The following is a 19,957-nucleotide window of genomic DNA, read 5'->3' as shown; positions in this document are numbered from 1 at the left end:
ACCGGTCCGACGCCGACCGGCCCGCAGGCGGTACTGCGGCACTGAGGTGACCGGTCCGGCTCCGACCGGTCCGCATGCGGCCCGAAGCCGGGGCCGGTACGCACCGGAAGATGGGGTGCGCGCCCGTTCACGGCAAATTGTCAGTCCCGAGGGGGATGATCTGCTGCATGGGGGACAGAGCGCGAATTTACGGAGATATTGGACAGCCCGGCACCGGGAACGGACCGGCGGGCGCAAAGGGCGCAAAGGGCGGCGGGGGCGTGGCGCCGCAGCTGGGGCCGGGACAGGTGTACGTCACGAAGTCCGGCTGGGTGTTCCACACCCGGCCATGCCAGATTGTCCGGCGGACCTGGGACTTCAACCCGTCGGGCCTGCTGGTGGTGGACGCGGAGGGCGCCGAGGGGCGGCGGGAGTGCGGTTCCTGCCGGGCAGGGGACAAACCGTCCGGCTGACGCTGGTGGAGCGGAGGTGAAGACCGGCCGGGTAGCGATCGGCTCGGAATCCCGCTGGGGCGGTTCCGCCGGGTACCCACCGGCTCCCCACGCCCCGGAATCCCGCCAGGCCAGTTCCGCCGGGTATTCACGGCCTCCCCACGTCCTGCAATTTAGTGTGGCCGGTTCCGCCGGGTACCCAACGGCTCCCCACGCCCCGGAATCCCGCCAGGCCAGTTCCACCGGGCGCCTGCGAAAGCGATGAAAGGACTCCGAAAGCCGCCGGTTGTGACCTGTGTCATGCCTCCCGTAGAGTATTGACACCGCGCACGCTCGACTAACGAACTTTTGTTCACACTGCGAACACCCGGGCGGCGGCACTACTGGCACAACGAAGTGAGGACACCCGTGCAGTTCCACCATCACGGCTACGTATCCGGAGACCCGCGCATTCAGCCGGCCGCAGGCACCGGCGTCGACCGCCCGGCCGCGCTGCCCGAGGAGGTGGACGTGCTGATTGTGGGTACCGGACCGGCCGGTATGCTCACGGCGGCGCAGTTGTCCCAGTTCCCGAACATCACCACCCGGATTGTCGAGCGCCGGGACAGCCGGCTGGCCATTGGCCAGGCGGACGGCATCCAGGCCCGCAGCGTGGAAACCTTCCAGGCCTTCGGCTTCGCCGAGGAAATCACCGCCGAGGCCTACCGCATCAGCGAGATGTGCTTCTGGCGCCCCGACCCGGAAAACCCGGAAAACATTGTCCGCTCCGGCCGCGCCCTGGATGATCCGCACGGGATCAGCGAATTCCCGCACCTGATCGTCAACCAGGCCCGCGTGCTGGACTACTTCGCCCGGGTCATGGCCAACGCCCCCACCCGCATGGCGCCTGATTACGGCTTCGAGTTCCGCGGCCTGGAGGTCGACGACGACGCCGAGTACCCGGTCACCGTCACCCTCGTGCACACCGCGGGTCCGAAGGAGGGCACCGAGCGCACGGTGAAGGCCAAGTACGTGGTGGGTGCCGACGGCGCGCGCAGCCAGGTCCGCCAGTCCATCGGCTGCACCCTGGAGGGCGACAAGGCCAACCACGCCTGGGGCGTGATGGACATCCTCGCCAACACCGATTTCCCGGACATCCGCACCAAGTGCGCCATCCAGTCCTCCAACGGCGGGTCCATCCTGCTCATCCCGCGCGAGGGCGGGCACCTGTTCCGCATGTACGTGGATTTGGGTGTGGTCCCCGAGGATGACAACGGTGCGGTCCGCAAAACCACCATTGACCAGATCATCGCCACGGCCAACTCCATCCTGGCCCCCTACACGCTGGACGTCCGCAACGTGGCCTGGCACAGCGTCTACGAGGTGGGCCACCGGCTCACCGACCGGTTCGACGACGTACTGCCCGAGGACCTGGGGACCCGCACCCCGCGGGTGTTCATCACCGGCGACGCCTGCCACACACACAGCGCCAAGGCCGGGCAGGGCATGAACGTCTCCATGCAGGACGGCTTCAACATCGGCTGGAAGCTCGGCCACGTGCTGGACGGCCGCAGCCCGGAGGCCCTGCTCTCCACCTACTCCGCCGAACGGCAGGTGGTGGCCAAAAACCTCATCGATTTCGACAAGGAATGGTCCACCCTCATGGCGAAGAAGCCCGAGGAGTTCGAGAACCCCTCGGACCTGGAGGACTTCTACGTCCGCACCGCCGAGTTCCCGGCCGGCTTTATGACCCAGTACACGCCCTCCATGCTCATCGCCGAGCCCGCCCACCAGGAGCTGGCGTCCGGTTTCCCGATCGGCAAGCGCTTCAAGTCGGCCATGGTGCAGCGGGTCTGCGACACCAACCCGGTCCACCTGGGCCATCAGGCGACGGCGGACGGCCGCTGGCGGATCTACGTTTTCGCTGACGCCGCTGCTGCCGGTGCACCCTCGGCCGTCACCGAGCTGGCGGAGTGGCTGGACACCGCACCGGATTCACCGCTGGCCGCCATGCCCGCCGGCTCGGACCGCGACGCCTGGTTCGATGTGAAGGTCATTTACCAGCAGGAACACGCGGGCATTGACATCAACAAGGTGCCCGCGGTGTTCAAGCCGCAGGTCGGTCCGTTCCAGCTCACTGACCTGTCCAAGGTCTACGGCCTCAATCCCGCCTCGGACATCTTCACCGAGCGCGGCATTTCCCGGGACGGCGCCGTAGTGGTGGTCCGCCCGGACCAGTACGTGGCCAATGTGCTGCCGCTGGGGGCCACCGCCGAACTGGCAGACTTCTTCGCCCCGCTGCTGCCCGCCCGGCAGGCCCAGCACTAAGGCGTCTCCGCGGCAAAACGACGACGGCGGCACCCGGGCGGGTGCCGCCGTCGTCGTACTGCCGCGGTTTAGTACTTCGCCGAATCGTCCAGGAGTGCCGCGATGGCGTCCAGGGTTTTGTTGTCCACTTCGGCCAGGGTGCGGGTGGCGAATTCCTTCACCTTGGCCCGCCGCATGGCTGCCAGGAGCTCCAGCTCATGCTGGATCCGCTCGGGGACGGGCCCGTCGGCGTGAAGCAGGTACTCCGGGTTGACGTCGAAAAACTCCGCCAGCGCAGCGATTACTTCCCTGGGCTGCCGGACGGTGGTGTCCCCGGTCTTAATGTGGTGCCAGCGGGTGCGGGAAAGTTTGACGCCCTGTTCCGCCAACGCCGACTGAATGTCCTGGAACTCATAGGGCCTGCCCTCGGCGGTCACCATGACGTCCAGCAGCAGATCTATTTTCCGGGCAAGGACCTGCGATTCTTTCAGGTTGCGCTGGGCAGCACTTTCAGCGGTCATGCTTTCTACTTCGCCTCCGAAAATTCTTGGATCGACCCTTTTCCAGCGTCCAATCCGAGGGAGCGGCACCAGGCTGTCACTGTCTGGTCCCAGAGTGCCGGGGCGGAATTCCACTCCAGCGTGTGATGAGCGCCGGCAAACTCGACAAGCGGGACAGGATCCTGCTGCCTCGAGGCGAATTGCCGGGAAAGCTCGACGGGTACTGATTGGTCACCCGAACCATGAAAAATCATAGTCGGGACAGGTGAATAGTTTTGCATGAAACAACCCGGCATTTCCTTCCAGCGCACCACCGGTTCACCCCTGCGGCGAAGGAGATTGAAGGTGGAGGGCACCCGGCGGGCGGCAAAGGCCGGACACCCGGCCTTCTGCAGCTGTGCACTGATGATGGCCGGCCAGTCCAGCGCGGGTGAGACCAGCAGTGCTCCGGCAGTGCTGGGGTCCGGCGCCTGCTGCAGGGTGCGCAGGACAATGGAGGCGCCCAGGGACCAGCCGACAAAAAGGACTTTGCGGGCGCCGCGGGAGAGGGCATAGCGCCTCGCCGCGTCAATTTCGGCCCACTCGCTGATGCCCAGATGGCTGCGGTACTGCCGTCCGGGGAGGTCCAGGGAGGTCCGGTAGGAGGGCAGCAGCGAGGTGAAGCCGAGGCGGGAAAACGCTGCCACCCCGCGCAGGCACTGGCTCCGGGAACTTCCCAGCCCGTGCACATGGATGACCCAGACGTCACCTGGCCCCTCCGCCGGGATGACCCAGGCCGGCAGCCCGCCAATCCGGTGGTCCTCATACGTAAAACCGAAATCCTCCGGGGTTTCGCCCAGGTGACCGCTGAGCTGTCCCTTGCCGTCGAGCAGGACGCGGGAGGGATCTCCCCGCTCCACGGTCCTGCGCAGTGCGGGTCCCTTGGGTGTGGCTGCCCAGCGCGGCGGGCCCAGGACGGTGAGCCCGCCGCCGGACGCGGCCCGCAGGCCCAGCCGGCCGGGATGGGCGGCGAAACCATCAGGATCAAACTCCAGGTACGTCTGGGAATCCTGCACCCCGTGGCCCCGGACCGGGACCAACCGCCGGCTCGGACCGGCGTCGGTCACCCTGGCGCGGACCAGCGGCCCGGCCAGCAGGGGCAGAGCAGCGGCGACGGCGGCGGTGACGGCGGCGGAGACCAGGAGCACGGTGCCGGGCCGGTTCACCGGACGGACCGTCCCTGCTTCAGGCACAGCGCTTCGGCGCGTTCCAGCACGGATTGGTGCTCTGCGGAGAGCTCCGGAGCGGTGCTGCCGCTGACGTTGAGCCAGTCATGGATTTCAATCACCAGCCGGTGGATGGCATCGGTGGCGTCCCGGGTGGTGTGTTCCCGGTCCGATTCGAGGGAGCGGGCCGTGGTTCCGAGCAGGCTGACGGCCGGGGCCAGGGCCACGGTTGAAAGCCAGATGGCCTTCACCTGCGGTTCCAGCTCGCGGACCTCCCGGCGGACGCTGATGTCATTCAGCACCCGGCCCAGCGGCGGAACGGCCAGCCCGGAAGCCAGCAGCACCACGGTCAGCGCGTAGGAAACGTCATACACGGTTCCCACGGCCCGCATGAGGCTCTCGGCTCCGGCAACATGGGCAATGTCCATCACGATCACCGACGTGCACAGCACCAGGCCCACCCCGCAGCCGGCACCGATCAGCCGGAATCCTACCCGGAAGCGTCTGCGCCGCATCTGCGGCACATTGCGGATACAGGTGGACAGGGTTCGCGCCATCACGGCGAAGATGTAGAGGTATTGGACCCCCGAATAAATGCCGGCGGCCGGCTGGTCACCGAAGTCCAGCATGAACGTGGTGGAGGCGCGCGGATCGTCGACGAGGCAAAACGCCACCACCATCACGAGGACGGTTCCGGCGGCAGCGACGGCACTCCAGCGCTGAGCCCGGTCAACCGAGCCGTCCCCTGCCCCGGCGCCGCGGACAATGGCGCGGGACAAATAGTAGACGCCGATAATCAGCAGGATGTTGGACACCAGGTCCAGGGCATTGGGCCAGGGCAGGCCGTCAGACGCCCACAGGTAAACGCCGTTGATGTTGGTGGTCAGCGAAGCGGCAATGACCACCGCGGCTTTGACCATGGTGTTATCCGGGCGGGAACGGGCGCGCAGCAGCAGGGTCAGGACAAGCAGCCACATAAAGACGGCAACAACAATAGTGCTCATTCGAAGTAGGCCTCATAGCTGTAGATTTCCTGGCTGGATTCCCGAATGGCGGCGGCCAGCAGGTCGGCAAGATACTCTGCGGTGGCTTCCAGATCGGACCGGAAATCGCCCCGGGCCAGGGCTTTGGCCACCACTTCGCCGGAGAGTTCCCGGAAAACACTGACGCCCTGCCAGGTGGCATCTTCCGCTTCATCATGCCGGAGAATCATGTGTGCCAGTTCATGAAGAATCATTTGCCGGCGGTGGAGCAAGCCTTTGGCAGCTGCGTGGTAAACAACGTCCACCTGCTCGCGGGGAATCCACAGTCCGCAGATTTTGCTGCCCGTGAGATGCGCACTTTCGATAATCACGATTCGGCGGCCCCGGAGAACCTGCAGGTGTTCAATCAGGGAATCGAGAGTGACGCGCGCAGGCAGCCGGAGGCGTCTGAACGCATCCAATGCCGTTTCCTGCAGCTGCTTATTCAAAGCGGGGATCCTCAATTCCAGGCGAACAGCCATTCTATTTCGGAACATGTTCCGATCATGTACGGTGGAGGTGCCGGTCCGCAGCCCGTCGTCGCGAAGTTGGGGGACTTGCGAGTAATCGCAGCCACGATATTGCGGACCGGCATCCTCATTCCGCACTGCTGAAAATAGCGCACTTTATCTGCCGGGGCGTTTCTTTGGGCTCAGGCCGGAATGTCAGACTTACCGGTATGGACACACCTTCTCCCATCCCGCTGGATTTCGAGGCCGCCGCCCGCCTTTGGGACGCCTACGCCGAGGCATACCCCGGACGGGCAGCGGCAGCCGGGGAATACACCGTTGAAGCGTTCGGAGATTCACCCGCGCTGGCCGATGAACTCCTGTCTCTGGTTCTTGACGGCCGCAAGCGTGCCACCTCCTCCGACGTCGCCGGATACGCCGCTGAGGGTGAACCGTTGCCGCGGATCGGCGTGCACTGGATTGTGTGCGACGGCGTCGGGGCACCGAAGGTGATCCTGCGGACCACGGAGCTGCGGCTTGGCACTTTTAACGACGCCGATGAGGCGTTTGCCCGCGATGAGGGCGAGGATGATCTCAGCCTGGACTCCTGGCGGCGTGAACATCGCAGGTTCTGGCAGCGCACCGCTGCGGCGCGGGGCGGCAGCTGGTCCGAGTCCGACGAGCTGGTGTTCGAGCGTTTCGAGGTGGTCTGGCCCGCTGAAGCTAATTTGGGCAGCTCTTAGCGAATGCCCGGAGCCGGGCGGGTCCCGGTCTTGACCGGTCAGCACGCTGCACCGGTCCGCCACCTACTGAGCCGCTGCCGGTCCGGCTACCAGGGCAGCGGACCGTCCTCGTCACTGAAAGTCCCGGTGGGGCCGTCGCCGGGTATGGTCGCCATGCGCACGGCGGCCCGGGCACCCTGCTCCGGGGTGCGGGCGCCGCGGAAGCCGTTCAGATCCGTGGCCACGAAGCCGGGGCAGACCGCATTGACCAGGATCCCCTCCGGCGCCAGGCCCTTCGCATACTGCAGGGTCAGGGAGGTCAGCGCGGTCTTGGAGGGTGCGTAGCCGGCGGCAATCGGGTTCGTGTTGGCCGGATCGGACACTGCGGCCAGGGAGCCGGCCACGCTGGAAACGTTGACAATGCGCGGGGCATCGGAGAGACGCAGCAGCGGCAGGAAAGCAGCGGTTACGGAAATGACGCCAAAGAAGTTGGTCTCGAATACCGCGCGGATTTCCTCCACCTCGGCCGAGCCCGGCTGCTGGGCAGCGAAGCTGACACCCGGCGTCGCCACAATACCGGCATTGTTCACCAGGGCGTCCAGCCGGCCGAAGCGGGTCTTGACGGCATCCGCTGCGGCTTCCACCGAGGCGCGGTTCGTGACATCCAGGACGACGGCGACGGCGTTGCCGCCCTCCGCCCGCACTTCCGCGGCAGCCCGCTCACCGGCATCGGCGTTCCGTGCGGCCACCACCACCGTGTGGCCCAGGGCGGCCAGCTGGCCGGCTATCTGACGTCCAATGCCCTTGTTGGCACCGGTCACGAGGGCAATCATGCTGTCATTCATGGGGACTCCTGGAAAGTTCGGTCCTTCCCGCTGCGGGAAGCGTAAGTCCACTCTGCCCGCACGATTCCGTACGGGGAATAATGTAGAGTCCTGATTTTTTGCCCTAGAGTACAACCATGGAAAGTGACCGGCTGTCCGAAGTCCTGGAATTCATCAGCGTCCGGAGCATGATCTCCGGCGGCATGGCAGTGAGCGGACGCTGGGAATCCCGCTCCCGGATTGATGAAGACCTGAAGTTCTTCGCCCTGGTGCAGGGCAGCATGCGGCTAAGCACGGACGGGCTGAAGACGCCGCTGCTGCTGGAAGCCGGCGACGTCGTCGTCCTTAACGGCCGCACCGAGCTGCTGTTGGAGGGCGGCAGCGGTGACGGCCCGCCCGTCCGGCTGGAGCCTCCCGCCAGCGGCAGCTTTGCCCGTAGCGGAGACGGCAGTGCCCGGGACATCATCATCGGCGGCCGGGTGACCGTGAATGCTGCGGGCAGGGAACTGCTGCTGCAGGCCCTGCCGCCCGTGGCGCACATCCGTTCCGGCACAGTATCCGCACCGCTTCTGCACATCCTGATTCAACGGTTGTTCGAGGAACTCTCCGGGCAGCGGATGGGCTGGGAGTTCGCGGTGCGCCAGTACGGGCAGCTGCTGCTGTTGGATGTCCTCCGGGCCTTTGTCGCTGATGCGGATCTGCCGCAGGGGTGGCTAAAACTGCTGGCGGACGAGCGGCTCCGGCCGGCCCTGGCCATGATCCATGCCTCGCCGTCCCGGCCCTGGAGCCTCCAGGACCTGTCACGCGCGTCCGCCATGTCCCGCACCGCTTTTGCGGAGCGTTTCCGTGAGGTGGCGGGCACACCTCCGCGCACCTACCTGAACAGCTGGCGGATGCTGGTGGCGCAGCGGGAACTGCGGGGCGGGGATACCCGCATCCGTGCCCTCGCGCTGGAGCTGGGCTACTCCTCGGAAAGTGCCTTCAGCACGGCATTCAAGCGCAGCGTCGGCGAGTCGCCCCTGCAGTACCGGAGCCGCGTGCGCGTCAGCGAATGAGGTCCTTTAGCTCCCGGCGCCGCGCACCCGGTGACGGCGACGGCGGCTGTGCATGCGCGCGTAAATCCTGGCACGGCTGCTGGACAGCGCCAGGATCAGCAGGATGTCGAAGGAATAGCCGAACAGGTTGGCGGCCAGCGGAACGGCCGGGCCGGTGGCCACCGCAATCATTTGCAGGATAATCGCCGCCGCGCTGAGGGACATGGCGGTGACCCGGGCAATGTTGTTGCCGCGCAGGATCAACAGTGCCAGCACCGCTTCCACGCAGGCGAAGACGGTTAGCGAGACACTGGCCGGGGCGTAGGTGCTGCCCATGTCTGCCAGCCCCTGGCTCTCCTCGCCCAGCACCTGGGTGACCCACGGCCCATTGGCAAAGCGGGCAAGGAAGGGAGAGGCCACCGTCAGGGCGGCTACCCCGCGCAGGAACACCAGTACGGCGCCGAAGACCACCGGCGCCGGCCGGCGGAGCGGGAGCCGGGACAGCGTTCCGATGCCGGTCCGGTTGATCGCTGCCAGTTCCTCCTGCTCGCCCGGCCGCTCCGGCAGGCGCCCCACGTCAACCACGGGCAGGTCTCCATCAGTGGCAATCGCGTCCCCGCCGCCGTTGCGCGAGTGGTACCCGGTGGAAAAATTCTTAATGACGTCGACGGAGACGTCCGGCGAAACCTGCTGCAGCGACGCGACGAGGTAGTCCCGTTCGGCGTCGATGTTCTCTCCGACCCGGTGGGTGACCTGCAGCGTAAACAGGGACAGCCCGACGGCGCGGTCAAAGGAGGCGGCGGCCAGCCAGTCCGAGGCGATGCCGCCGGGCAGCATCCAGCCTTCCGGACAGCGCCAGAACCGCACATGGTGGCGTTGGCGCGGGTTCCCGTCCACCTCCTGCTCGTAGGCAAAGTCCTGTTCCCGGCCAAAGAGCAGCAGCGGACTGACCGGGGCATTCGGATAGCTGCGGTGCAGCAGGGTGGAGCTGACGATTCCCCAGCTGCTGGCCAGAGTTACCGGGTCCGCGAGATGCCAGCCGGCCCGGCCGAGTGCCCCGCGCAGCTGCTCCTCGTTGCCCAGGAAGGCGAGGTTGACGGCGTCGCCGAACAGTCCGGCATTGGTGCGGGTCCGTCCCATGAAGTAATCCGGGATAAAGATCTTGGTCAGGATCCGGTCCAGCCGTGGCAGTACCAGATAAGCCAGTGCGGCCCAGAAGACCACCAGGAAGCCGATATGTCCTATTTCCAGGGAGCTCTGGAACAACAGGATGGCGAACCAGATGGACGCGAGACCGCTGAACGCGAAGAAGGCCCAGTCCAGGGCGGTGGAGGCCGGCTGCGGCCCCGGACCCGGGTCGGTGGTGCCGGATTGTCCCGCTGTGGAAGCGGCGGCTGTCGGGGACGCATCCGGGCGGGGGTTCCCGGCGCCGGGGCCGTGCCCGCCGCCGCCTGCATCCCGATTGCCCGACTGCGTCATGCCTCCACGCTGACCCGCGGCTCCGGCCGGCGTCAATGCATTGCCGCGGGTTCGATGGTCCGCGCCGACGCCGCGTTGTCAGAAGGGAAGGTTTGAGGCGCTCATGGGATGGACGATGAGCATTCCGGTGATTTTTCCGGAGCCGTTGTAGGCCACCCGGCCAATCCATTCCCCGGCCTCGTGGTTCAGCTGCGTCTGCCCCACCAGGCCGCCGCCCAGCAGCTGGTTGATCTGCTGCAGCACAATGTTGCGGCCGTCTGCGGTCTGGATGACGGTGTCCGACAGTGACTCCAGGGCACCGGTCTGCTCGACCACGCCATCCCAGACCTGCATCACCTTTTTCTTGGTGAGCGTGCGGGAACAGGTGAAGGTCATCAGCGCCTTGACCCCGGCGTAGTCGCCCTTGCTGAGCATCCGGAACACCTCTTCGGTGCGTTCCTCGAGATTTACCACGGGCTGGGTCATGAGTTCTCCTCCTGTTTCAAGTGCTGCTGCCGATCCGAACCGTTTGAACGCGGCCTGCCGGGAGATCCCCAGCGCCTCGCCAATGAGCTGCCAGGACACTCCGGCCGCGCGGGCTGCCGCGACGGCGGAGCGCAGGTGCGCCTCGGCGGCCCGTTCAATGCCGACGGCGACGGCGACGGCGGCTGCTGCGTCCGGGGCGCCGTCGTCGTTCTTGTCCGCGCCGGCGGCGAGCACATGTGCCTGATCCACCAGCCGCTTAAGCTGCGCCAGGGGCTCGGTGTCCGGGGAATCCATGCCCCCAACCTACTGTGGATCGGTGATTTGTCAACCATTGGATGACAAGCACCGTTTTGTTGGCGGCCGGTCCGGAACCTCCTCCGCAACCCGGTTCCGCCCCGAGTTGCCCCCGGCATCCGGGCGTGCGACCGTGGAAGGGAGGCCGCTCCACGGTCTCCCGGACGAGGGGTGCCGTACCCGGTGTGCGACAAGACGGCCCGTGGGAGATTGTTATGTCATGGGTTGTGTTGGTGCTGTCCGGCGTCCTGGAAGCAGTGTGGGCCACCGCGCTGGATAAGTCGCAGGGCTTCAGCCGTTTCTGGCCGTCGGCCATTTTTGTGACCGCGCTGGTCGCCAGCATGGCCGGGCTGGCCTTCGCCATGCGGGAACTGCCGCTGGGCACCTCGTATGCCGTGTGGGTGGGGATCGGCGCCACCCTGACCGTCGTTTACGCCATGGCTACGGGCGCGGAGTCGGTGTCCCTGCTGAAGATCCTGTTCCTGGCCATGATTGTGGGCGGTGTGATCGGGTTGAAGTCACTGCACTAGCCGGTTTGGCGTGATCTCAAAGGACGCGCACGGAGTCGGGTAAAGGGCCGGGGTACGTCCGGCAGGTAGATTCTTAGCTGAGAACCCCAGACCGACCGCCGAAAGAGGAGCAATGTCCGCTTCGAAATCCATCCTTTCCCTGCAGATCATGACGCTGGTCCTGGTGTTGATTGCCTGCGTGATGAACGCGATCGTGGAAAACTGGGTGGCTTTCGGCATCCTGGTGGCAGTTGCGGTGCTGAATGTCATTCACATGGTCCTGTATCGCCGCTCCCGCGCCGGGGATGAGGCCCGGTCTGCCTCGGAGACAGCGGCGGTCTAGGTCTGCGGGTCCGGTGTCCGCCGGGTTTTCTGTACGGGTTTCCGCCCTTCACCCCTCGCCGGGTGTGCTGTTGTCCGCAAGAATGGACGGCACCTGCCAGCTATCCGAGAAGGGTCCGCCGCCATGACCAAGTACCTGATCTCCTTCCCCAGCAGCGCCATGATTGTCCCGCAACAGGAAATGCAGTCCGTGGCGGACGCCGCCCACGCCGTGACGCAGGAAGCCAAGGACGCCGGCGTCTGGGTGTTCGGCGGCGGCATCGATGAGAGTGTCCCGCCTGTGATGGTCGACGGCGAAGGGACCGTCCTTGACGGCACCTATCCGCAGACCCGGCAGATCGAGGGCGGCTACACGGTGCTGGAAGTACCCACCCGCGAAGCGGCACTGGAATGGGCTGCGAAGTTCGCCGCTGCCTGCCGGTGCGCGCAGGAAGTGCGGGCCTTCGCCTACGATCCTGCCGCCTGATGCCCCACGGTCCGCCCAACCCTTTAACTACCGGCGGAACCGGTGTTAGCTGGAGGAAACGGATTCACCGCAGCAGCCCTTGTGCGAAGGAGATCGACATGACGGAGAAGCTCCACAAATTTGCGGATCTGTATCGGGGACAAGGGCCGTGGTGCGCCGCCTATGTTGACGCCGGTGCCGGCACGGTGGACGCCAAAGAGGCCGCCGAGGTCCGTCCCGGGGATGTCCTCGCAGCGCTGGCCGCGCAGGGGGCACCACCGGAGGACCAGCAGGCGATGGAAACCGCAGTGGATCCTGCCTACGGGCTGCCCGCCCCGATCTCGCGTTTTGTCCTGGTCCGGCAGGGCGGGGTGGAACTGAACGAGCTGCTCCCCGGTCCAATGGTGTCCCCGCAGCAGGTGTCCGTTGACCTGGTGCCGGATCTGCTGCCGCTGCTCAAGCACCGTCCCGAGGAATTCCCGTACGTTGTTGCCGATGTATCACGCGAGGGCGGGGAGATCCGGCTGGAATATGTCGGCCGGCCCGGCCCTCCGTCCGTGGAGGATGTTGAAGGTTCCACCGAGGACATCCACAAAGTGTCCGGCGGCATCTGGGGGCAGGACAAGATGCAGCGCCGCACGGAGGAAGTCTGGCGACGCAACGCGGAGGACATGGCCGAACAGATCGACCGGGTGGTGGACAGCAGCGGTGCCCGGCTGATTGTGCTTGCCGGGGATGTCCGCGCCCGGGGGCTGGTGCAGGAGCAGCTGGCGGAGGCGCATAAGCCGCTGGTCAGCATGATCGATTCCGAGCCCCGCCCCGAAGACTCCCACCAGCAGGTTTTCCAGGACCGGGTCCTGGAGCGCGTTGCCCTGCAGTGGGCAGCCGAACAGGATCAGATCATGGACCGGCTCGCCCTGCAGGAAGGGCAGGCGAACCCCGAATCGGCCATGGGCGTGGGAGCAGTGGTCACTGCATTGCAGCAGGCGCAGGTGGACGTGCTGATCCTCAACGACAGTGCGCTCGCCGACCGGCAGATGCTGGCCCTGGGCGCCGAGCCCTGGCTTGCCACCGCGGAGGAGCACGCCCTCGGCGCGGAAGTCCTGGGACACGTGTCCGCGCCGTCCGCAATGCTGCGGGCGGCGTCACTGACGGACGCCAGCCTGCTTCTGGTGCCCGACGGCGTGCTGCCCGGCGGTGCCGGCGTCGCCGCGCTGCTGCGCTGGCCCACCGGCCCCGAAGCTCCCGGCGGCCTCTCAACGTAGCGGCGGTCAGTGGCGGCTACTTACCGCTGAACACCGGGAACCGGCTGGACTGTCCGTAGTCGCTGATGCGCAGCCGCCACAGCGTGTTGATGTCCTCGTCGGAGATGGTGAAGTCCACCTGTGCATTCTCGCGCATATGGTCCGGATTCGCCGTTTTGGGCAGCGGGACCGTCCCCAGCTGCAGGGCATAACGGATGCACAGCTGCGGGACGGTCACCGAGTAGCGTGCAGCCATCTCGGCGACGTCGGCGTTCTCCAGGATCTCCCCGTGGGCGATGGGGGAGTAGGCCTCAATGAGGATGCCCTGCCCGGTGCAGTAGGAGAGAAGATCATCCGGGGTGTTGCCCACGTGGAACAGCACCTGGTTCACCTGCGGGGCCACCGTGCAGACCTCGATGATGTTCTCCACATCGGACTGTTCGAAGTTGGAGACACCGATGGAGCGGAGCTTGCCCGCCTGCTGGGCTTCCTCCAGCGCCCGCCAGGCCGCCCGGTTTCCCTCCGCGTAGGTGCCGCCGCGCCAGTCGTTCCATGGCTGGGGCGCGTGGATCAGCATCAGGTCCAGGTACTCCAGGCCCATCGTGGCCAGGGACCCGTCAATGGCGGCCACGGCGTCGTCGTAGTCCTTGATCTCTGCCGCCAGCTTGCTGGAGACAAACAGCTCACCGCGGGGAACCCCGCTGGTGCGCACGCCCTCACCCACCCCGCGCTCGTTGCCGTAGGCCTGGGCGGTGTCAATGTTCCGGTAACCGATCCCGATCGCGTCGCGGACCGCCTGCGCTGCGGCGCCGTCGTCGATAAACCAGGTGCCCAGGCCCAGCTTCGGAATGGGCCGCCCGTCGGTCAGCATGTAGGTCTCGTTCAGGATCATGGTTCCGGCTCCTCGCCGATCGGCGGAACACGCTCTTGACTGCCATGGTCCCGCAGTCTGCGGGGAAGGGGAACGGGCATTGAGGCGGGACGCGGCTCGTCCAGCGTATTCCGGCGCACCCCGGATGGACCCGGCCGGCGGCAGGTTTTTCCCCGGCTGCTGGCGGGCGCCGCGGCGGAGTGCTTGCATGGGAAGGACGGCCCGGGCCTAAGGAGCACACCATGACGGCAGAGGACCCCCGTTCACCGCAGGACACCGAGGCCCGCCGGGAGCAGGCAGAAGCGACGTTTGCCCGGCTCTTCGGGCCGCGTGACCGGGACGTGCACGAGGATGACCCCGAACTGATGGAGATCCTGCGGTGCTTCATTTTCGCCGACGTCTTCGGTACCGGCGTCCTGGATGACCGGACCCGGGAACTGATTACGGTGACCGTTCTTGCCTGCATGCAGACCCTGCCGCAGCTGACGGCCCACACGGCGGGGGCGCTGCACGTAGGCGTCACCCCGGTGCAGATCCGCGAGGCCGTGTACCAGCTGGCGCCCTTTATCGGGTTTCCCCGCGCCCTCAACGCGCTGTCCACCATCAACGCCGTGTTCCGGGACCGCGGGATTCCGCTTCCCCTGCCGGCCCAGGGAACGGAGGACGACGACGCCGGGCGCTACCAGCGCGGACTCGCCGAACAGCTGCCCCTGTACGGCACTGAGATCAGGGACAACTTGGCCGATCTGCCCGAGCCCTTCAACGAGGCCCTGCCCCGGTTCCTGACGGAGTTCTGTTTCGGGGACTTCTACACCCGCGGCGGGCTGACGCGTGCGGAGCGGGAACTGCTGGTGCTCTGTGCCCTGGCCGCGCTCGGCGACACGGCCGCGCAGCTGGGGCCGCACGGCCGGGCCTGCCTGCAGGTGGGCAACTCTCGGCAGACGGTGGTCGCCGCGCTGGTGCACTGTTTCCCGTACATCGGTTTTCCGCGCACTGTCGCCGCCATCCGGGCCATCAAGGAGCTCTGAGGCCGGCACTGCCCGGCCACACCCCGACTACCCGTGTGCCCTCCGGCTCAGCCAGCCATAATCGCTATTTCCGCGCAGGAAACAAGTATCGCAGCCCGGTTTCGGTTCACCGGGCACGGCGCAAAGACTCCAGCTCAGGGGGTCTGTTTGTTGCGGGGGAGCCAAAGGCCAAACAATCTTGGGGATGAAATGAGCCAGACAACGCAAGCACATGCCGTACGGAGAGAACTGCCCGGCCGATCTGCGGGGCAGCTGTCAGAGAGCACCCTGTGGTCCATCCTGACCATAGAATCGGCGGCACCTGAACCGGAGCACAGGGACTGGGGTGATGCGGTTATCCGCCGCGTTGCCGTCCCGCTCAGTGCCCAGGCACGCACCTGGGGCGGGTACCGGTTTGGGTTCACCCGGAACCCGGCCCCGGATCATCCCGCGGTACACCTGCATCTGCGCGCCGCCGAAGTTGTTGTTGGACGTGCGTGGAAGTTTGCGCGGGCGCTGGCGGACGGAAATGTTGCCGCGCTGGGACCGGTGAAGCTCTCCACACCGATCGACATTGTCTACCCGCCGCTTCCGGGCGAACCGGTCCCTGAGCTCATGGAAGCCACGTTTGCCCGGTTCGGCGGGGAACACGGCCTGAAACTGGTGGCGGAGGTTTCGGAGTTGTCCGCGGATCTGGCCATGTGGGCGGTGAACCGCTTTCCAGGACCGAGCATGCGCTCCACGCTGGGGGCCCTGCTGCTCTTCGACGCCGCCCATGCCATGATGCGCGGCCGCCGGTCCGCCGTCTGGCCTGACCGCAGGGCGACCAGCTGGGACTATTACTGGAATGCCCATCTGCAGGCCTGCATAGGAGCCTCCGGTCAGCCCGCAGAGCATGTCCGCAGGGCAATGGTGGCACGGATGGCACCGCGGATTATGCCCATGCACCGGGTGATGGCCGCCCTTGCCTCCGAGCCGGCGGTGGATCTGTGGCGCAAGCGCTGGGGGCAGGCCATCGATCTGTATTTGTACCGGGCGGATAAGCAGCGGGTCAGCCGGAGTGCGCAGCGGCTGACCATGGCTGCGAGCGGGCTGATGCTCAACCGGCTGGGCATTTCCCTCCGCGAAGAGGCAACCCTGGGACTCTATGCGCGCGCTTGGAGCACGGAGGCCGAAGCGCACTATTCAGGCGAGGGATGACCCATCCCGGACGCCCGCCGCACCGGCAAGCGGCGGGCATCCGGCAGGGGCCCGCCGGACCGGGCCCGGCGGAAACCCCAGATGCTTAGAAGACGCGGTCTGCCACGTTCACCCGGGTGGCGGAGGCCAGGGAGGATTCAACCCGGTCGGCCGGCGTCGGCCCGGGAACCGAGCTCAGCAGCTGGTCATCCGGGGTGTTCGGATCTGCGAGGTAGATGCGCGTGTACCCGGCCGATTCCGGCTCGAACCTCCAGCTCTCGGACAGCCGGCCGGCGTCCACGGTGTCATACCCCAGCGCGTCGATGATCGCCTGCGCTTCGGCCTTGGCCTGGTCATCGTCGCCGGCAATCGGGAGTGCGGAGCGGTCCGGGGCTCCGGAGGGGCGGGCCAGCTGCGGCAGGTGGTGGGCCAGGATGTTGTTGAAGGCCTTGACGTAGCGCACGCCGGGCAGCCAGCCGGAGACCAGTTCGCTGGTGGTCACCGTCCCGGCGTCGAGCTCCGCGATGCGACCGTCCCGGGAGGGGTAGTAGTTGCTGGTATCGAGGACAAACCTGCCCTCCAGCAGCCCTTCCGGCAGCTCTTGCACCGCCTTCAGGGGAATGGAGAGTACGATGGCGTCGCCGAGTTTAGCTGCGTCCTCCACGGTGCCTGCCTGGGCCAGCGGCCCAAGTTCGGCGACCAGGTCCTGCAGGGACTCGGGCCCGCGCGAGTTGGCGATGACCACGTTCATGCCGGCGGCAACAGCCAGCCGCGCGACGCCTGAGCCGATGTTTCCGCTCCCAATGATTCCAAGTGTCGGCATTGCGAACCCCTTCGGTGGTGTTCATTCGGCAACGCCGGTGGGGCGCCGCTCCTTGCAGGGTTCAGCATCCGCGGCGCTGCGAAAATTCCGTCCGGGCTGCCGGGTTAGGTGCGGCGCGTGGCGGAGACGACGACGTCGCGCAGGGTGACCCGGGTGCCGTCCGGCGCGGTCATGGAGCGCGGATGTTCCTCAGCGACGGTGATGTCCCATGCCGCCGGGTCCAGGAGTGCCCGGATGGCTTCGGCCGTCACCGTCGCTTCCTCCGGCGGGTGGTGCCCGTGCGCGGTGGAGGCATCGTCGTCGTGCGCGTGCCCGACAATCAGCAGCGTCCCGCCCGGAGCCACCCACTCGGCGACGCGGGAGTAGAACGCCAGCTGCGGCATCGCCGGGTGGGCGTAGTTGGTGGTGACCAGGTCGAAGCGGCGGCTGGGCTCCCAAGCTGTCAGGTCAGCTTCGGTCCAGCTCACGCTGCCGGGCAGGGTCTGCGCTTCGGCCCGGCGGGCTGCCGTGGCGAGGGCCGACGCAGAAACATCGGCGCCGACCACATCCCAGCCGGCGGCAGCCAGTTCCAGGGCTTCGGCTCCCGTGCCGCAGCCGGCGTCCAGTGCGGTGCCCGCCGGAAGTTCGGCCGCGAGGCGTGCCACGTAGGGGTTGGCGGGCGGCTCATGGCCCGTGTCCGGATCAGTGTCCGGGGCTTCGTGCCAGTGCTGCTCCCAGTAGTCCTTGTCGAAGCTGTGCGTCATTGTTCCAGCGTAGTGGCCACGGCTGCGCGGCATGGGCTGGATGGACCAGCATGCCGAACACCCGGGCGTCGCGGATCTGGACGGCGCCAAGCGAATCCGCGTGGCGGGTTCGCTTGGCGAAACGATGGTTCCCCGCCGCCCATCCTCCTGCAGCGGGTGTGCCGGCGAAATGGCCCGCCGCTGTTCGCCGTCGAGGTTTTGGACTTCCCGGGGAAGGCGCCGGGTGCTCTGCTGGAAAGAGGCAGCACTGGATCCTTCGAAGGAGCACACTCATGCGCGGAGTTGTTATTCATGCCCCCGGCGATATCCGCGTCCAGGACCGGGAGGACCCGCGGATCCTGGAGCCCACGGACGCTGTCATCCAACTCGCCGCAACCTGCATCTGCGGTTCCGATCTCTGGCCGTACCGCGGCATCGAAGAGGTGTCGGCCGCTGCGCCGATGGGCCATGAGTACGTGGGCACGGTCACGGAGATCGGGGCCGACGTCCGCACGCTGAAACCCGGGGACTTTGTGGTCGGTTCCTTCTGGGCCTCCGATAACACCTGCGAGATCTGCCGTGCCGGCTACCAGAGCCGCTGTGTGCAGGCCTATCCCATGGGTGCGATCGGCACCCAGGCGCAGTTCGCGCGGATTCCGCTGGCCGACGGCACCCTGGTCGCTACGCCCGGCCAGCCCGACGCCGGCCTGCTGCCCTCGCTGATGGCCGCCTCCGATGTGCTTGGCACCGGCTGGTTCGGTGCCGTGGCGGCACAGGCCGGTCCTGGCAGGACCGTGGCAGTGGTAGGCGACGGCGCCGTCGGGCTCCTTGCCGTGCTGGCCGCGCGCCAACTTGGCGCCGAGCGGGTCATCGCCATGAGCAGGCACCCGAAACGGCAGGAACTGGCCCGCCGGTTCGGCGCCACGGACATTGTCGCCGAACGGGGCGACGACGGCGTGGCCGTCATCAAGGACATGACCAACGGGCTCGGCGCGCACTCAGTGGTGGAGGCCGTGGGCACACAGGAATCGATGATGCAGGCGGTCCGTTCCACCCGTCCCGGCGGGCACATGGGGTTCGTGGGTGTCTCCCACGACGTCGCCCTGCCGGGCCTGGAATTGTTCTTCGCCGAAATCAACATGCTTGGCGGCCCGGCACCGGTCCGCCGGTTCCTGCCCGAATTGATCGAGCTGATCTGGAACCGGAGCATCGATCCGGGTCAGGTCTTTGATCTCACGCTTCCCCTCGAGGACGCCGCGGAGGGCTACCGGGCCATGGATGAGCGCCGGGCGGTGAAGGTGCTGCTGACTCCGTAGCGGCGGTTGGTGGCTTCGCCCTTAGATCCGCCGCTCGGCCACGTTCACCCGGGTCGCAGCGTCCAGCGCTGCCTTGATCTGCTCGGCCGGAGTGGTGCCGGGCGCTGCCTCCGCCATCTTTTCCTGCGGCACGTTCGGATCCTCGAAGTACACCAGGCCGTAGGCCGGGGTTTCGGGTTCGAAGCGCCAGCTCTCGGCCAGCGTCCCGGCGTCGTACGTGTCATAGCCCAACGCGCTGATGAGGTCCGTGGCCTCGGTCTTCGCCGCGGCGTCGTCCCCGGCGATGGGCAGTGCGGACCGGTCTCCGGCGCCGGCGGGGCGGGCAAGTGCCGGGATGTGCCCGGCCATGATGTTGTTGAACACCTTCACGTCGCGGGCGCCGGTGAGCCGCTGCACCAGTTCACTGGTGGTCACGGCGCTGGAGTCGAGTTCCTCAATGCGCCCGTCGCGGGAGGGGTAGTAGTTGCTGGTATCCAGGACGAGCTTGCCGGCCAGCAGCCCTTCGGGCAGCTCCGGTACGGCCTTCAGCGGGATGGACAGCACGACGGCGTCTCCGACGCTGGCTGCCTCTTCCACCGTTCCGGCGGTGGCCAGGGGACCGAGTTCAGCGACCTGGTCCTGCAGCGTTTCCGGCCCGCGGGAGTTCGCGATGACTACCTTCATGTCCGCGGCAACGGCCAGCCGTGCCACTGCCGATCCGATGTTTCCGCTGCCAATGATTCCCAATGTCGTCATGGTTCATCCCTCCGTGTGGTGTACTGCCGCCTGTTGTCCTGCGGCCGTACGAA

22 protein-coding genes and 1 riboswitch are annotated in these 19,957 nt (G+C 66.9%); of the genes, 11 read left to right on the top strand and 11 right to left on the bottom strand.

The window, feature by feature from the left end:
- The first annotated feature begins 260 nt into the window (after positions 1-260).
- Entirely contained in the window at positions 261-452 is a 192-nt protein-coding gene (locus tag AC5RVB_RS07645; RefSeq protein ID WP_494142380.1) for a hypothetical protein, read from the top strand.
- Between the two features lie 387 nt (positions 453-839).
- Positions 840-2,738 carry an FAD-binding monooxygenase gene (locus AC5RVB_RS07640; RefSeq protein ID WP_494142379.1) on the top strand — a complete coding sequence of 633 codons (1,899 nt, stop codon included), beginning with the start codon at positions 840-842 and terminating at the stop codon, positions 2,736-2,738.
- Positions 2,739-2,806: 68 nt separating this feature from the next.
- Here the strand turns inward: AC5RVB_RS07640 and AC5RVB_RS07635 are convergent, their stop codons facing one another.
- Genes AC5RVB_RS07635 through AC5RVB_RS07620 form a run of 4 tightly spaced genes read right to left on the bottom strand, consistent with a single transcriptional unit; the run spans position 2,807 to position 5,893 of the window.
- Entirely contained in the window at positions 2,807-3,238 is a 432-nt protein-coding gene (locus AC5RVB_RS07635) for a hypothetical protein (RefSeq protein WP_494142378.1), read from the bottom strand.
- Between the two features lie 5 nt (positions 3,239-3,243).
- Positions 3,244-4,449 carry an alpha/beta hydrolase family protein gene (locus AC5RVB_RS07630; RefSeq protein ID WP_494142377.1) on the bottom strand — a complete coding sequence of 402 codons (1,206 nt, stop codon included), beginning with the start codon at positions 4,447-4,449 and terminating at the stop codon, positions 3,244-3,246.
- Complete coding sequence (locus AC5RVB_RS07625; protein ID WP_227902924.1) at positions 4,419-5,426, bottom strand: hypothetical protein; 1,008 nt, start codon at positions 5,424-5,426, stop codon at positions 4,419-4,421. The genes AC5RVB_RS07630 and AC5RVB_RS07625 overlap by 31 nt, the downstream gene beginning before the upstream one ends.
- The gene (locus tag AC5RVB_RS07620) at positions 5,423-5,893 is read right to left on the bottom strand and encodes a hypothetical protein (RefSeq protein WP_494142376.1); all 471 of its coding nucleotides are present in this window, start codon (positions 5,891-5,893) and stop codon (positions 5,423-5,425) included. The genes AC5RVB_RS07625 and AC5RVB_RS07620 overlap by 4 nt, the downstream gene beginning before the upstream one ends.
- Positions 5,894-6,123: 230 nt before the next feature.
- Between AC5RVB_RS07620 and AC5RVB_RS07615 the strand changes: the two genes are divergently transcribed.
- Entirely contained in the window at positions 6,124-6,636 is a 513-nt protein-coding gene (locus tag AC5RVB_RS07615) for an ASCH domain-containing protein (protein ID WP_494142375.1), read from the top strand.
- A gap of 86 nt (positions 6,637-6,722) precedes the next feature.
- Here the strand turns inward: AC5RVB_RS07615 and AC5RVB_RS07610 are convergent, their stop codons facing one another.
- Complete coding sequence (locus tag AC5RVB_RS07610) at positions 6,723-7,460, bottom strand: SDR family oxidoreductase (protein ID WP_494142374.1); 738 nt, start codon at positions 7,458-7,460, stop codon at positions 6,723-6,725.
- Between the two features lie 116 nt (positions 7,461-7,576).
- Between AC5RVB_RS07610 and AC5RVB_RS07605 the strand changes: the two genes are divergently transcribed.
- Positions 7,577-8,494, top strand: coding sequence for an AraC family transcriptional regulator (locus AC5RVB_RS07605; RefSeq protein WP_494142373.1), 918 nt, complete (start codon positions 7,577-7,579; stop codon positions 8,492-8,494).
- Positions 8,495-8,500: 6 nt separating this feature from the next.
- Here AC5RVB_RS07605 and AC5RVB_RS07600 read toward each other — a convergent pair whose 3' ends face one another.
- Together AC5RVB_RS07600 and AC5RVB_RS07595 are read right to left on the bottom strand one after the other, a co-directional pair.
- Positions 8,501-9,952 carry an LssY C-terminal domain-containing protein gene (locus tag AC5RVB_RS07600; protein WP_494142372.1) on the bottom strand — a complete coding sequence of 484 codons (1,452 nt, stop codon included), beginning with the start codon at positions 9,950-9,952 and terminating at the stop codon, positions 8,501-8,503.
- A gap of 78 nt (positions 9,953-10,030) precedes the next feature.
- Positions 10,031-10,711, bottom strand: coding sequence for a hypothetical protein (locus tag AC5RVB_RS07595; protein WP_494142371.1), 681 nt, complete (start codon positions 10,709-10,711; stop codon positions 10,031-10,033).
- Positions 10,712-10,849: 138 nt separating this feature from the next.
- Positions 10,850-10,916: riboswitch (guanidine-III (ykkC-III) riboswitch) on the top strand.
- 10 nt (positions 10,917-10,926) lie between these two features.
- Here AC5RVB_RS07595 and AC5RVB_RS07590 point away from each other — a divergent pair.
- From AC5RVB_RS07590 to AC5RVB_RS07575, 4 genes are all read left to right on the top strand, one after another.
- Positions 10,927-11,241 carry a DMT family transporter gene (locus tag AC5RVB_RS07590; RefSeq protein WP_227928346.1) on the top strand — a complete coding sequence of 105 codons (315 nt, stop codon included), beginning with the start codon at positions 10,927-10,929 and terminating at the stop codon, positions 11,239-11,241.
- Positions 11,242-11,353: 112 nt separating this feature from the next.
- Complete coding sequence (locus AC5RVB_RS07585; protein WP_227902916.1) at positions 11,354-11,563, top strand: hypothetical protein; 210 nt, start codon at positions 11,354-11,356, stop codon at positions 11,561-11,563.
- 123 nt (positions 11,564-11,686) lie between these two features.
- Positions 11,687-12,028, top strand: a complete 342-nt coding sequence (locus AC5RVB_RS07580) for a YciI family protein (RefSeq protein WP_290243749.1) — start codon at positions 11,687-11,689, stop codon at positions 12,026-12,028.
- Positions 12,029-12,126: 98 nt separating this feature from the next.
- Positions 12,127-13,272, top strand: coding sequence for a baeRF2 domain-containing protein (locus AC5RVB_RS07575; protein ID WP_494142370.1), 1,146 nt, complete (start codon positions 12,127-12,129; stop codon positions 13,270-13,272).
- 16 nt (positions 13,273-13,288) lie between these two features.
- On the opposite strand, the gene AC5RVB_RS07570 is transcribed toward AC5RVB_RS07575, so the two are convergent.
- Positions 13,289-14,143 (bottom strand): aldo/keto reductase, encoded by an 855-nt coding sequence (locus AC5RVB_RS07570; RefSeq protein ID WP_290243754.1) that lies wholly within the window; start codon positions 14,141-14,143, stop codon positions 13,289-13,291.
- A gap of 221 nt (positions 14,144-14,364) precedes the next feature.
- Between AC5RVB_RS07570 and AC5RVB_RS07565 the strand changes: the two genes are divergently transcribed.
- Complete coding sequence (locus tag AC5RVB_RS07565) at positions 14,365-15,150, top strand: carboxymuconolactone decarboxylase family protein (protein WP_494142369.1); 786 nt, start codon at positions 14,365-14,367, stop codon at positions 15,148-15,150.
- Positions 15,151-15,339: 189 nt separating this feature from the next.
- Positions 15,340-16,329 (top strand): hypothetical protein, encoded by a 990-nt coding sequence (locus AC5RVB_RS07560; RefSeq protein WP_494142368.1) that lies wholly within the window; start codon positions 15,340-15,342, stop codon positions 16,327-16,329.
- An 85-nt stretch (positions 16,330-16,414) separates the two neighbouring features.
- Here AC5RVB_RS07560 and AC5RVB_RS07555 read toward each other — a convergent pair whose 3' ends face one another.
- Both AC5RVB_RS07555 and AC5RVB_RS07550 read right to left on the bottom strand, forming a co-directional pair.
- A complete protein-coding gene (locus tag AC5RVB_RS07555) occupies positions 16,415-17,131 on the bottom strand; it encodes an NADPH-dependent F420 reductase (protein WP_290243759.1) in 717 nt (238 codons plus the stop codon).
- A 104-nt stretch (positions 17,132-17,235) separates the two neighbouring features.
- A complete protein-coding gene (locus AC5RVB_RS07550; protein ID WP_494142367.1) occupies positions 17,236-17,874 on the bottom strand; it encodes a class I SAM-dependent methyltransferase in 639 nt (212 codons plus the stop codon).
- Between the two features lie 272 nt (positions 17,875-18,146).
- Here AC5RVB_RS07550 and AC5RVB_RS07545 point away from each other — a divergent pair, with 272 nt between their 5' ends.
- The gene (locus tag AC5RVB_RS07545; protein WP_494142366.1) at positions 18,147-19,169 is read left to right on the top strand and encodes a zinc-dependent alcohol dehydrogenase family protein; all 1,023 of its coding nucleotides are present in this window, start codon (positions 18,147-18,149) and stop codon (positions 19,167-19,169) included.
- A 21-nt stretch (positions 19,170-19,190) separates the two neighbouring features.
- Here AC5RVB_RS07545 and AC5RVB_RS07540 read toward each other — a convergent pair whose 3' ends face one another.
- Entirely contained in the window at positions 19,191-19,904 is a 714-nt protein-coding gene (locus AC5RVB_RS07540; protein WP_494142365.1) for an NADPH-dependent F420 reductase, read from the bottom strand.
- Between the last annotated feature and the right edge of the window lie 53 nt (positions 19,905-19,957).

This window comes from Arthrobacter sp. Y3225209, from assembly GCF_059090685.1.
Note: the sequence above shows the minus strand (reverse complement) of the source record. Positions and strands in the feature narration are given on the sequence as shown.